This is a genomic window from Malaciobacter halophilus, assembly GCF_002837275.1.
GTDB lineage: Bacteria > Campylobacterota > Campylobacteria > Campylobacterales > Arcobacteraceae > Malaciobacter > Malaciobacter halophilus.
The window spans coordinates 12707-27003 of record NZ_NXIF01000033.1 but is presented as its reverse complement, the minus strand read 5'-3'; the positions used below and the strand labels follow the sequence as shown (position 1 = coordinate 27003).

The following is a 14297-nucleotide window of genomic DNA, read 5'->3' as shown; positions in this document are numbered from 1 at the left end:
GTGTAAACTATTTTACAATCAAAGGTTAACAAAGAGTTAATAAAAATAAAGAAAGGAAGAAAAACTTCCTCTCTTTTACATGTCAGTTTTTAATATTGCACCTGAGCTTGCATTTGTTACAAGGGCTCTATATTGTCCTAGCCATCTTGAGTTGAGAGGTTTTTTAAGTGGAGTAAATTCAGCTTTTCTTTTTGCTATCTCTTCATCTGATAAATTTACTTCTAAAATGTATTTATCAACATCAATATGAATCTCATCTCCATCTTTTAATAAACCAATCATTCCACCTTCCGCAGCTTCTGGTGAAACATGGCCAATTGATGCCCCTCTTGTAGCACCACTAAATCTTCCATCAGTAATAAGTGCAACTTTATCTCCAAGTCCCATTCCCATAATAAGACTTGTAGGTGCTAACATCTCTTGCATTCCTGGGCCACCTTTTGGTCCTTCATATCTAATAACAACAACATCTCCAGCTTTAACTTTACCTTCAACAATACCTTTTATAGCTTCAGGTTGTCCATCAAAACATACAGCCTTACCAGTAAACACTCTATCTCCTGTAATACCAGCAGTTTTAATAACAGCACCTTCTTTAGCTAAGTTACCATATAAAATAGCTAATCCACCAACTTTACTATATGGATTGTCAATTGTATGGATAATATTTGTATCTTTAATATAAGCATCAGAAATTCTTTCTAATATTGATTCTCCTGTAATTGTTGGATTATCAAGTAGTATATTATCTCCTCTTTTACTCATCTCTTTCATAACTGCATTTACACCACCAGCTTTATTAATGTCTTCCATATGCACAGTACTTAATGATGGAGAGATTTTTGCAATATGAGAAACTCTTTTTGATATATCGTTAATATTTTCAAGATTAAAGTTAACTCCTGCTTCTTTTGCAATAGCTAACATATGTAATACCGTATTTGAACTTCCACCCATTGCCATATCAACTGCAAATGCATTTTTTACTGCATTTTCATTTAAAATGTTTCTTAATTTAAATTCTTCTCTTGCTTGCTCATCTTTTGCAATTTCACAAACTCTTCTTGCTGCTTTTCTATATAACTCTTCTCTTTGAGGAGTAAGTGCTAAGATTGTTCCATTCCCTGGAAGAGCAATTCCCATAGCTTCCATAAGTGTATTCATAGAGTTTGCTGTAAACATACCAGAACATGAACCTCCACTTGGACATGCATTACATTCTATATCTTTTAACTCTTCATCATTCATATCACCTTTTTCATATTTACCAACAGCTTCAAATGCAGTTGCTAAATCAATAGGTTTACCATCTTTTGTGTGACCTTTTGCCATAGGCCCACCAGAAACAAATACAGTAGGTACATCAACTCTTAGTGCTCCCATAATCATACCTGGTACAATTTTATCACAGTTTGGAATTGCAATCATTGCATCAAGTTTATGTGCATTCATTACTGTTTCAATAGAGTTTGCAATTAATTCTCTTGATGGAAGTGAAAATAACATTCCATCATGTCCCATTGCAATACCATCATCAACTCCAATTGTATTAAATTCAAATGGTACACATCCATTTGCTTTAATCTCTTCTTTTATAATCTCTGATACTTTATTTAAAAAGAAATGCCCAGGTATTATTTCAATAAAAGAGTTTGCAACTGCAATAAAGGGTTTATTAAAATCTTCATCTTTTAAACCAGTAGCTCTTAATAAAGACCTATGTGGAGTTCTTTCAAATCCTTTTTTTACTTCATCACTTCTCATATATATCCTTTAGTGTAACTATATTATTATATTTGCGATTATACTAATTTTGGTGTTTTATTTAGATAAAAATATTAAAAAAAAGAAAATTTTGATTTTTTTTAAAAAAACTCTTGACAAATAAAAAATTTTCTATTATAATTCCAGTCCAATTTAAGAAGAACGACTTTTAAAGTGTTTAAATCTTAAGTACAAAAAGTGCGAGTGTGGCGGAATAGGTAGACGCGTGGGACTTAAAATCCCATTCCGGTTTCGGAGTGTGAGTTCGATTCTCACCATTCGCACCACTTATTAATGTTGTAGTGAGTTGACTGAGTTGGTCGAAAGTACCGGTTTTGAAAACCGGCGAGGTTCACGCCTCCGAGGGTTCGAATCCCTCACTCACTGCCACTTATCTAACAAATTTAATAAATCAAATTTTTTATTTTAATAAAACTAATTTTAAGCGATACAAACTTTGTCTCTTCCTGATTTTTTTGCTTGATATAAACCAATATCAGCTTGTTTTACATACAAATCAACTGTTTTAGAAAAGTTTTCTATTTGTGTTACTCCTATACTAATAGTAATATTTAATTTTCCTTGAGGAGTTTTTATATCCATTTGTTTGCATACTTGTCTAACTCTATTTAGTACAATAATTGATTCATCTAATGTTGTATCTTTTAGTAAAATCACAAACTCTTCTCCACCCCATCTTGCAGGAATATCAATATCTCTTAACTGCTCTTTTAAAAGATTTCCAAAACTTTGTAGAACTAAATCTCCTATATCATGACCATAAGTATCATTAACACTTTTAAAGTGATCTAAATCAATAACTGCTAAACATGAAGAGTGTATATTTTTTGTATAAGTAAGCTCTTTATACTTTTCATACTGCTCATCAAATCCACGTCTATTTAGCAATCCTGTTAAAGTATCACAATTTGCTTCATTATATAATCTTTTAGTTTCATTAATTAGTTTTTGATTGTATTTAGATAAAGAAAGCTGATGACTTACTATTGTTAGTAGAATTGAAAATATAATTATTAGTATTGAAAAAAATACATTAGTCTCTAAATAAAATAGTTTTAAGAAAATAAAACCATAAATTGAAGTTGCTAAAATTGTTAATAATGTAGTAATTGCTACTGATTTTTTATATATCTCTTTTTTATTACTTAAATAAAAAGAGAATAAAACGGCTATTAATAGTAGTAAAGTATTTACAATATTGTTATTTTTTATAATTAGATTATTTTTTAGTGATTCATATGCAATTGCAAGTAAATAAGAGCCTGACATAGCTCCTCTTGGAGTATTTATTCTATCTGATAAAAAAGCTGAACTACCTATAAAGACTGTTTTATTTTTTAGAAAATTTTTATTTGAGATTGATTTTTTATTTAGTGCAACTTCACTGATTTTATAAAAAGGAATACTTATAATTGAGTTTGCATTTTTAGGGTAAAATAGTTTAATTCTACTTTTATTATCAACATGCCAAGTATTTTTATCTATAAAAAGTTTATTTGTTTTTGGGTTATACTCTATTTTTGGTATATTTTTATGTAAAGATTGAAGCCTAAGAAGTAAGGATGGGAATATATTAAAATCAATATTATATAACAGTGGAATTGACCTTATAAAATTATCACTGTCTCCTAAAACTGAAGTGATTCCAAATTTATAAATTGTATCTTCATCAAAGACATTAGTATGAGGAAGAAGTAAACTATTATATTTTAATGTTGGTATATTTAAATGCTTACCCCAAGAGATTTGTTTTAATATCTTTTTTTCTTCTTTATTTATTGGAATTTCTTCTTGTAAAGTACTTGTTACAAAGAAAATATTATTATATTTATCAATTGTTTTTCTAAAAATATCATCTCCAGCTCTTGGGTCTAAAAATTTAATATCAAATACAATATTTTTAACATTCATAGATTGTAAAAATTCAACTATTAGTGCGTATTTATCTCGTGTATAAGGCCAGTGTCCAAAATCTTTTTGTAATACTTTTAAAGAGGTATCATTTATATCAATAACAACTGAATCCGTAAAATATTTCTCTTTAGATGCTAAGTATTGTATAGTATCATTAAAGTAGTTTTTTAATTTATCATATATTGTTGTATGGGAAAAAGCATAAGTGATACTTAAAGATAGTAAAACTATCCAAATCTTATATTTGAAGTATAATTTATCTGTTTTTCTCATTTGTTATCTACTTTAAATTGATGTATTTTACTGTATGGTCCTCTAATACCAGAGCTATCAACACTTGACATTCTAATAAAATATTCTCCTTTTTGTAATGGCAAAGAGATCTTATCTAATGAAGAGTTTAAGTTAGTAACTCTAATTAGAATATTTTTAAAACTTCTCATTCTTGATATTTCTAATATATACTTATTTGCATCTACTGATTTTTCCCAACTAAATAAAATCATTTTTGATTTTAAATTAGCTCTTGGTTCATTTACATTTGGTGGAAGTGGATTAGATTTAACATTGAAATTTTTTATAATTTTAAATCCTTCTAATCCATATTTATCAACAGCTTGAATGCTTATTTTATATTTCCCATCTTTTAAGTTATCTATATCTAATTGTGTATTATTAACATATTTATCATAAATTAGCGCATTGTATTTTGATGTAGTATATATTTGAACATGATATTTAACTGCATTTTTAAGCTTTTTCCATGAGATATATTTTTTATAATATTTAATATTTAATTCATTTAAATCTATTGTTGGTTTATTTAACAGTTTTATTGGTGAACTTAACTTAGTATTATCGTTTACAACTACACCATATCCTGCATTTAAAGTTAAAGAGTTTTCACCATCTGAAGCTAAAATCTTTCCTTTTGTTACAAAAGCTCTTGACTCTTTATCTTCAAAAATTACATTAAATACTGTTCCTCTAACTGCAAGTTGTAAAGTTGGAGTTATTACTTTATATTCAGAACCAAAAGTATCTTGATTAGTTACAGTAGATTCAATTTTTCCTTTTAAAAGCATTATATTTGTAGTTGATTTTTTAGAGTCTTTATCATATTTCAATCTCTTCATAGAAACTAATGATTTTTCAGAGATAATGGCAATAGAATTATCAATAAATTTTATTGTTACAGAAGAGTTCTCTTTTGTTTCTAAAAACTCTCCTATTTTAATTTTATAGCCTTCTTTTACTTTTGTTAGAATTTCTCCTTTTTCGTTAACTAAATTAACTTCACCTACTTTAGAAACAATTTGAGCAAATATATTTTTTGAATCTTCAATTTTATAATATATAAAACCAATAATACCTAATATCAAAATTCCTAAAAAAATAATATAGCTTTTTTTATTCATATTTATTTATCCTCATTTCTAAATTTAAAACTCTAATTGTTCCATCTTTGCTCGTAGCTTTTAAACTAATATTAACTTCTTTTATCTTTTTAGGTAAAGTTCCAGTAATTTTTCCTGTTTTAGAATCTAATATTAGATATTTTGGTAAAGAGTTACCATTTGTTAAAGTTGCACTATATTTAGATGTACTTCTTTTATCAATAATAACAACTTCAACTTTACTATTTTTTACTGAGATTGTTTTTATTGATATTCCCATGGTTTTTAATACATCAGCTGTATTATTTGATAAAATTAATTGACCGTTTTTTTCAATTACTGCTTCAATATCAGATTTACTGAATATAATTTTACCCTTTTCATTAACACGAATCTCTATTTGTGCTTCATCTAATTCATATGTGTTTTGTTTAGGTGTATTTTGTTTTGAGGTATTTGTTTTTGGATTTTTTTTAATTGTTTTTTCATCTGAATTTTTAGTTGAGTTTGAACTTTGTTCAGTTTGCTCATTTTTAGTTTGTTTTTTGTTTAAATTACTTATTTTTGTATCTTTTATTGTGTTGATTGTTTTTGTTTTTTCTTTTACTTGATTTTTTGTTTTATTTTCTATTAGATTATCTATTGTTTTGTTTTGTTTTGTTTTATTTATTGTTGTAGTTTTATTAGTTCTCTTTTCTTGTAAATTTTTACTTGAAGTGACTAAATCTAAAGTCTGTTTTGTTTGATTTTCATCTAAATCTTTTATGGATAAATTTTTTATTGAATTAAGAGGTATAAGTGAATCATTATTTGTTGTTATTTTAACTTTTGAGACTTGGTTATTTTTAGGTATTATTTTATCTTCTATTATTACATTGGCTTTTGTATTATCTTCTTTGATCTCTAATTGTCCATTTATAAAAGTAATATCATATCCAAGATTATTTGACAAACCATTTGCACTTATTGTATATATTCCAGCTTTACTTGCACCTTGAGAAGTCCCTGTATAAACTAATTTACCATTTAAAATTGAAGATGTATCATTATTTACAAAGCCAGAATAAGTGACACCATTTCCTCCTATATAAGAACTACCATTATATTTAAAAGAGTCATTATTAGCAGTAACATAAATAGTTGGTTGTTCTCTGTAAAGGGTATAAAATCCTGAATTTAAAGAAGAGTTTACTGTATCATAACCATTTGAACTCTCATCACTGTTATACCTAAAGTTACCATTAGATATTAAAGTGTTTATAGAGCTTCCATTTATACTACCCGTATAAAAAGTCGCTCTACTTGTATTACTCATTGAAATATTTCCTGAAATATATTTAATATCTCCTCCTGTTGCTATTCCTGCTACTTGACTTTTCCCTGCATTTAAAACTATGGCAGAAGTTCCAATATCTGATGTATTTATATTATTATTAATAGTTAAATTGCCTGTATTTGTTGAAATATTTATAGCCTCTAGTGCTGTTATTCCATTTGTAGAATTAATTTTTCCAATAGTAAGTTCATTTGCATCTATATAAGATAGACTAGTTAAGTTATTAGCAGCTATTACAGAAGTATCATTTTTTATATTATCAAGAATAATTCTACCATTTTTTAAAAGAAGATTATTTGTATTTATATATCCATTTAAATTATCATATATAGTTCCACTAGCATCAAGTGTTAGTATATTTGAACCATTTGAAACTGGTTCACTAATTACAATACTTGATGCACTAAGATTAATATCACCATTAGCTGTTATACCATTAACTCCATTTATACTACCTATTGTAATAGTATTTTTGTCTTTATAAGTTAAGTTAGCCATATTTGTTGCTGCTAATATTCCTATATTATTATTTGCATTAGTTAAGGTTGTAGTAAAACCATTTTTTAACAACAATTTATTGATTTTTATGTATGAAGTAGAATCAGCAAATATTTCATCTGTATTTGCATTTATAATAAGTGTTCCTAATCCTGTTGCATTATCATCTATATAAGAGCCATTATTTAGTTCAAATGAATTACTATTTGCATTTGCCGTATTTCCATAGCCATTTATTAAAATAGTTCCATTTTCAACTCTTACAATAGCTGAACCATCAGTTAATGAAGATGCTTTATCTCCAATAGCAACAGCATCAGAAGCACCTTTTGCTTTACCTTCTATTGTTATATTTCCTCCATGGTTTGTTGTAACACTACCAGATAAACTAACTCCTCTTGCACTAATATAATAATTTGATTGGCTAGCAAGACCTTTTATAAAAATATCTCCACCTGAAGTTAAACCATTAGCACTAATATTACCATTGATTGAAGAACCTCTTGCTATGGAGTTTCCTTCTTTTGAAGAAAAACTACTTCCAACAGCATAAGAGTTCCCAACAGTTAATCCATTCCATGTTTTAGAACTAGCCCCTCCTGCTATGTGAATATGTCCTCCATTTGTTGAGATATTTGAGTTTTGAGGTAACCATACTGAACCATTGTTATTTCCATCACTATCAGACCATAAAACTACATTTAGTTTATTTGTTGTACTTAAGATACTCCCAATTGAATTTAAATTATAGCTATCTGCAAATAATATATTTCTATGTGCTTTTAGTGTCAAAGTTGCATCAGCACCTGAAGTTTTGTTGATACTTGTTTGTAAAAAAATATCACCAGCTTGAGAGTTTGTTCCAGCTTCAGATGTTTCAACAATAACACTAGTTCCATTATTTAATTGTGTTTCAATAGTTGATGCACGTAAAATTGTTGAATCATCTAATGATGAATATAATGGTGCTCCTAAGTAGTCTACATTTGCTTCAGCTATTGCATCAGATACAATTTTTATATTATTTGGATCAATAAGCCAAGTACCACCATTACCTGCATTTATATCAAGAGTATCTGAAAAGTTAATATGTGAACCAGAAGTTTCAATAAAACCATTATTAGCAGTTATTTTACCATCTATATTAGTTTCACCACCATGAGCAAATAATTCAATATTACCTGTTAAATCATCAATACTATTAGCTTCAATAATCCCTGTATTGTTTACTACCCCTTTTAATAATTCATTTACTGCATTAGTTGTTAAATAAATCTTTCCACCATTTGCTTTGATAGTTCCTTTATTTGATACCATAGCATCAAGAACACCTTTATTTACTCTAAGATTAACTAATGAGTTTCCATTTAGATTAATTGAATATGAATCAGTTCCAACTAAGTGAACATTTCCTTTAATAGCTTTGATAGTTCCTTCATTTATAGTCTCATTTGAAGCTAATATAACTGAACCATTATTTATCACTTCTATTGTTCCTTGATTTATAATAGAGTTTGCTGTTGCATTTTTGAAACTATAATTTTTTGCATTAAAATCTTTATCAGAAAGTTCTGCTGTTGTTGCTAAGATTCCACTTGTATTTATACTTGCATTTTTACCAAATAAAACACCATTTGAATTTAGTATCCAAACTTGTCCATTTGCATTTAATGCACCATTTATAATACTTTTCTCATTTCCAATAACTCGGTTTAGTGTAATAGCACTAGAGTTTGGTTGGTTGAAATTAACTGTCTCATTTGCTGCAATAGAGAAATTTTGCCAATTAATAGTTGCTTTATTAGATGTTTGATTAATATTTGTAATAGTTTTATTTTGAGTAATACTTGCAGTTCCAGAAGTAACAGTTCCACCTTTTGGAGAAGCAAGACAAAGTGTTAAAGAACTAAAAAGTGCACTAACTACTAAACTAATTTTGCCACCTTTTAGAATCCTAAAACATGAACTAAAATTATAAATCATTTAAACCTTTCATTGTGTTACTGGTAATATTTAGCGAATTATATCTTTTAATAGCTTTACTATTTCTTCTTATAAAGTTTATAAAATTTAGTGTTTATATTTTTTTATTTAAGCTTTTTAAGTAGCTTATGTGTGCTTTTGGTGCCATCCCAAACATTTTTGAATATTCTCTACTAAATTGAGAAGGACTCTCATATCCTACAATAAAAGCAACTTCGCAGGCTGTTATATTTTGATTTAAAAGCATTAGTTTTGCTTCTTCTAATCTAATCTTTTTTTGGAATTGAATAGGAGACATAGAAGTGATAGTTTTGAAGTTTTGATATAAAGATGATTCACTCATATCAATATTTCTTGCTAATTGCTTTACATTTAGTTTTTTATTGAAATTATCTTTTATATCAGAAATTGTTTTTACAATCTTATTTGATACTGTTCCTTCCATTGCAAATTTATTTAAAAAATAGCCACTTTCGTCTTTTATTAAAATAAACAGAATCTCTTTAATAATTAAAGGATATAAATATTTTATTTCATCTTCTTGTCTATTAAGAAGTTTTATTAATCTACAAATAGGTTCAAAAAGTTTTTCATCAATATTATTGAAAAATAGTCCTTTTTCTGATTTTTCTTTAAAGATAAGTTTTTCTTGATTTATATTTTTTATGACGTTATATATCTCTTCTAATTCAAATTTTATTCTAAATGAAATATATGGAGTTTTTTTTATTTTAACTTTTGCTGGTATATGTGTAGAAGAGATTAGATATTCATTTGAATTATATTGATATACTTCATTTCCAAAATCAACTATTTTTTCTCCTTGTAAAATAATACAAATAGAAGGTTCATAAATAATTGTATTAAATTGAGTTTTTTCATTTGAAAAATAAAAATCTAAATTAGGAATTTGTGTTTTAACTTCACCGTTAATATTTGATATGCAGTATTTGTTATTTATAAATTTTAATAAATCTTCTTGGAGATTTTTAATCTTCTCTTTCATCTTTTCTACTTTAATAAATATGGCGTTTATTATATAAAATATTTTCATATATTAATATAAATATTCTTCATATATATTGCACAATCCTTTAAAATAGTAATAATACATATAATTTAGAGAATTAGGCAATCTGTTTATAAAATTATTCTATGAACAAATTAATATCTTGTTATATACTAAAAAATAAATAATAGGAGTTTTTATGAAAATAATAAAAAATGGAACACAACCATATATAAAAGAACAATTAAAAGATTATTTTACTGGAGATGTAGGATTAGATATGCTTTTTGAAGCAGATGAACCTTCAAATGTATCTTTTGGACATGTTAATTTTATGCCTGAAAGTAGAACAAAATGGCATACTCATCCAAGGGGACAGATACTAATAGTAACTTCAGGACAAGGTTATATTCAAATTGAAGGAGAAGATAAAGAGTACATAAAATGTGGTGATATTGTATGGATTGATGCAAATGAAAAACATTGGCATGGAGCAACAAAAACAACAAAAATGAGTCATATTGCTATACAAGAAAATAAAAATGGAAACAATGTAACATGGCTTGAAGAGGTAAGTAATCAAGAATATCTTTTATAATTAGTTTAAAATAAGATATTTTAACTATAATACGCCAATGAAAACAGATATTTTAGAACAACCTAAAAGTGTAAATAAAGGTATGCTATTTATGCTTATAGCAGTTTTATTACTGCCTTTTACTGATGCTATTGCAAAATATTTATCAACATCACTTAGTCCGACACAAATTTCATGGATAAGGTTTTTATTACAAGCTTTATTTATATTTATACTTAGTTTTTTTGTAAAGCAAAAGATTCAAAAGTTTAGAGTTTCATATATTTTTTTAGGACTTTTTGTTTCTCTTACTATGATACTTCTATTTTGGGGACTTAGATATTTACCATTGGCGAATAATATAGCACTGTTTTTTATTGAACCTATGGTTCTTACAATACTTTCAGTGCTTTTTTTAAAAGAGAAAATATTTTATAATCATATAATAGCTGTTGTTATAGGATTGATTGGAACACTAATTATTATTCGACCAAATTTCTCTTTGTATGGAATGGCCTCTTTTTTACCTATTGCTTCTGCAGTTTGCTATGCTTTATATCTAATGTCTATTAGAATGGCATCAAGTGTTGGCAATAGTATAAGTTTACAGTTTTGGGTAGGAGTTGTTTCAACAATCTTTTTGTCAATACTTATATTAATAGGAGAGAGTTTTTCTATTGAAGTTTTAAGTTTTCATATAATTGATTTCTCTTTTTGGTGGATACTTTTAATTTTAGGAGTACTTACAACAATAATTCAACTTTTAATATCAAGTGCTTTTTTTCATGCAAAAGCCTCTGTTTTAGCATCTTTTCAATATTTGGAAATTATAAGTGCTACAATATTAGGGTGGCTTATATTTAAAGATATTCCAGATAAATTAACTATCTTAGGTGCTATTATTGTAATTTTTGCTGGGATTTATTTAGTAAGGCACGAAAGAAAAGCAAATAGGCCATAAATTTAAATGAATATTAAGAAATCTTTGCTATAATTCTATTCCACTTTTTTGGAGGTATAGCAAAGTTGGTAATGCACCTGATTGCAAATCAGATATTCGTCGGTTCAAGTCCGGCTACCTCCTCCAATTGAAGCTCAAGATGATGGCTTTTGAAAGCTATTTTCTTGAGCTTTTTTTTTGACTAGTTTAAATATACAGAAATAAACTCTAAAATAACATTTTTATTTTCATCATAAAAAAATAGTTTATTTTTTTGAATTTTATATGTTTTTACATATGCAAAAGCTGTCGAAAATTCGTGTGCTTGTGTCATCCCTTTCATGCATGCCATTCTAGTAGAGGCAAGATGTGAAAACTCTATTTTGTTTTTATCTATATTATAAGAACCAAAAATTCTATTACAACCATCTGAGCCTACTATTTTATTTTCATTTTTTAATATAATATGTGCTTCTGTTTGTTTTTCATATGTTATTGTTTTATGCTCTCTTACTTTAGTTAACTTCCAATATGTATTTTTTAAGGAGTCATTATTTTTTACAACTGGTTCATTTTTAGCACATGAAGCTAAAAATAGTGAAGTAAATGCAACTACAAATAGTATTTTAAATATTTTTCTCATTTTCTAATCCTTCATTTAATTTTAATTTGATTGTAAATACTGCACCTTTATACTCTTTATTTTCATAAGTAAAGGTTTCATTTTTATGGCTTAATTTGCCACCCATATGCTTTTCGATTATCTGTTTTGACATATAAAGACCAATACCAGTACCTTTTTGTTCATCTTTAGTAGTGAAGTAAGGTTCATAGAGTTTTTTCTCTATTTTTTTGCTAATACCTCCAGCATTGTCTTTAATTTGAATTATAACATCATTTTCTAATTTCTTACTCAAAATAAAAATAAGTTTTTCTTGAGAGTCTAATTTTTCTAATTCATCCCTTGCGTTATTTAAAATATTTAAAATAACTTGTGTAAATTCATTTTCTAAATTATATATTTTAGTATATTCTATATCTTTAATTATTTTAATATTTTTATTTTTAAATTGGGCACTTACCAATTTTAAAGCTTTTTGAATAATAAAATCGATTGTAAAATTTGTTTTTACTTTATATGGTTTAAAAAAGTTTCTAAAATCATCAATAGTTTGTGAAAGATATTGAGCAGAGTTATTAATATGGGTTAACCCTTGAATTAATTCATCTTCTTTTAATATATGCATCTGTTTTTGAAGTTTCATTCCTGTTGACGCTGTTGTAATATTTGACAAAGGTTGTCTCCATTGATGGGCAATATTACCAATCATCTCTCCCATTAGAGCCATTTTTGATTGTTGAGATAATATTTGTTCTGTTTTTATTCTAGAGTTTACTTCTTTTTCTACTTTTTTATTTAATTGTGTGTTTAGTTCTTGAATTTCAGTAATATCAATTGCAATACATAAAAGATATGTTTTTTTAAATAAATTATAAAAAGGTATTTTTACTCTAATCATCTCATAATAGTATCGTCTTTCATCATCTAAATAAAATTTTTCGATTGTTTTTAATCTACCTTGTTCTAATGCAAGTTGGTCTTTGTCTTTTGAGTTTAAAGATACTTGATTTAATATATTATATGAGTTTTTACCTATTAGCTGTTTTTTAGATTTTAATTTGTAAAGTTTTAACATTTCATCATTTACAATCACAAATTTACCGTCTTGGTCTTTTATAAAGAAAGGATGTGGAATAGAGTTTACTATATAATCTAATAAAATTACATGTCTTGCTTGAATATATGCAATTATAAGTGTAAAAGGAAAACCTATTAATGCTACTATAAAAAATAAAGAGAGGATATTTTTTCTTGTTTCTCTTATAGATGCATCATAAAATCTTTTTTTTATAGATAAAATTATATATGTGTTTTTTTCAGGAAATATTTTTTCTATGTAGAATCTATTTTTTGTATCATTTTTTTTGCTTTTAATTAAAGAGTCAATGTTGGAGATTTCATCTTTTACTTTATAATTTGTGCCAAGTTGAGTACTCCAAGATTTATCTTCATTTGGATGAATAAGAAAGTTTTTATCTTTATCCATATAATAAATATCAAAAAGCTTGCTATTTGTCACTTTTTTTATAAGTTGTTTTGCATTAAAGTTTATTATTAAAATACCTTCAAAAATATTGTTTAAATAGACTGGTGTTGAGACTCTAAGTGTAGGTCTAAAAGGAATTTCAATTTTTTTATTTTCAACATTTAAGTCTAAACTTGAAATAAAGAACTCATCTTTTTTTAATTTTTTGGTTTGTAAAAAATAGTATCTATTACTTTTATTTTGTAGTTTTTTAGGTTCAAAGATAGTTTTGTTTAAATCTCTATCTATTCTAATTTTTTCATCTCCTAGTGAATCTATATATCTTATTTGAAAAATTGAACTATTAGCTTTTATTAAAATATCCATATGCTTTTTTAGAAGCGTTAAATTTGATTTTAAAAGATTGTTTTTTTCAATAGTTGAATTTAAAGATAGAAGAATATCTTTGTATCTTTTGATTGTATTATGAATAATTGTTTTATTTTGTTTTATTTCATATTTCGCAAATTGAAGGTTTTTTTTGTAAATCTCTTCTTTTTGATAAGAGATTAAAAAAAGATACAAAAAATAAGAGATAACTGCACCAATAAATAAAATACCTAGCATATAAGTGAATACATGCTTAAAATAGTTGCCTTTTAACATGCTTTAGCCTTTTTTGTTCCCAACTACTAATATATTATAGAAATAAAAGTTAAAGTAAATTAAAATATTTTTATTAAACTGTAATTGGAAGAGTGGCTTTTTTTA

At 26.3% G+C, this 14297-nt stretch carries 9 protein-coding genes and 3 tRNA genes; 5 read left to right on the top strand and 7 right to left on the bottom strand.

Annotated features, from left to right (window positions below):
• Positions 1–75: 75 nt before the first annotated feature.
• Positions 76–1764 carry a dihydroxy-acid dehydratase gene (gene ilvD / locus CP960_RS08820; RefSeq protein ID WP_101185048.1) on the bottom strand — a complete coding sequence of 563 codons (1689 nt, stop codon included), beginning with the start codon at positions 1762–1764 and terminating at the stop codon, positions 76–78.
• A gap of 200 nt (positions 1765–1964) precedes the next feature.
• Here ilvD and CP960_RS08815 point away from each other — a divergent pair.
• Together CP960_RS08815 and CP960_RS08810 are read left to right on the top strand one after the other, a co-directional pair.
• Positions 1965–2051 (top strand) — tRNA-Leu (locus tag CP960_RS08815).
• Between the two features lie 14 nt (positions 2052–2065).
• Positions 2066–2154: transfer RNA gene (locus CP960_RS08810), tRNA-Ser, on the top strand.
• Positions 2155–2205: 51 nt separating this feature from the next.
• Here the strand turns inward: CP960_RS08810 and CP960_RS08805 are convergent.
• The 4 genes from CP960_RS08805 to CP960_RS08790 all read right to left on the bottom strand — a co-directional run bounded on the left by CP960_RS08805 (position 2206) and on the right by CP960_RS08790 (position 9919).
• Complete coding sequence (locus tag CP960_RS08805; protein ID WP_101185047.1) at positions 2206–3972, bottom strand: diguanylate cyclase; 1767 nt, start codon at positions 3970–3972, stop codon at positions 2206–2208.
• The gene (locus tag CP960_RS08800) at positions 3969–5117 is read right to left on the bottom strand and encodes a FecR family protein (RefSeq protein WP_101185046.1); all 1149 of its coding nucleotides are present in this window, start codon (positions 5115–5117) and stop codon (positions 3969–3971) included. Before CP960_RS08800 ends, CP960_RS08805 begins: the two co-directional genes overlap by 4 nt.
• A complete protein-coding gene (locus CP960_RS08795; RefSeq protein WP_101185045.1) occupies positions 5110–8913 on the bottom strand; it encodes a two-partner secretion domain-containing protein in 3804 nt (1267 codons plus the stop codon). Before CP960_RS08795 ends, CP960_RS08800 begins: the two co-directional genes overlap by 8 nt.
• A gap of 94 nt (positions 8914–9007) precedes the next feature.
• Complete coding sequence (locus CP960_RS08790; RefSeq protein WP_101185044.1) at positions 9008–9919, bottom strand: AraC family transcriptional regulator; 912 nt, start codon at positions 9917–9919, stop codon at positions 9008–9010.
• Between the two features lie 202 nt (positions 9920–10121).
• Between CP960_RS08790 and CP960_RS08785 the strand changes: the two genes are divergently transcribed.
• From CP960_RS08785 to CP960_RS08775, 3 genes are all read left to right on the top strand, one after another.
• The gene (locus tag CP960_RS08785) at positions 10122–10520 is read left to right on the top strand and encodes a (R)-mandelonitrile lyase (RefSeq protein ID WP_101185043.1); all 399 of its coding nucleotides are present in this window, start codon (positions 10122–10124) and stop codon (positions 10518–10520) included.
• Between the two features lie 37 nt (positions 10521–10557).
• Positions 10558–11460 carry a DMT family transporter gene (locus CP960_RS08780; RefSeq protein ID WP_101185042.1) on the top strand — a complete coding sequence of 301 codons (903 nt, stop codon included), beginning with the start codon at positions 10558–10560 and terminating at the stop codon, positions 11458–11460.
• Between the two features lie 50 nt (positions 11461–11510).
• A tRNA-Cys gene (locus CP960_RS08775) sits at positions 11511–11586 on the top strand.
• 55 nt (positions 11587–11641) lie between these two features.
• On the opposite strand, the gene CP960_RS08770 is transcribed toward CP960_RS08775, so the two are convergent.
• Both CP960_RS08770 and CP960_RS08765 read right to left on the bottom strand, forming a co-directional pair.
• Entirely contained in the window at positions 11642–12082 is a 441-nt protein-coding gene (locus CP960_RS08770; protein WP_101185041.1) for an META domain-containing protein, read from the bottom strand.
• Positions 12066–14192 (bottom strand): sensor histidine kinase, encoded by a 2127-nt coding sequence (locus CP960_RS08765; protein WP_101185040.1) that lies wholly within the window; start codon positions 14190–14192, stop codon positions 12066–12068. The genes CP960_RS08770 and CP960_RS08765 overlap by 17 nt, the downstream gene beginning before the upstream one ends.
• Positions 14193–14297 lie beyond the last annotated feature (105 nt).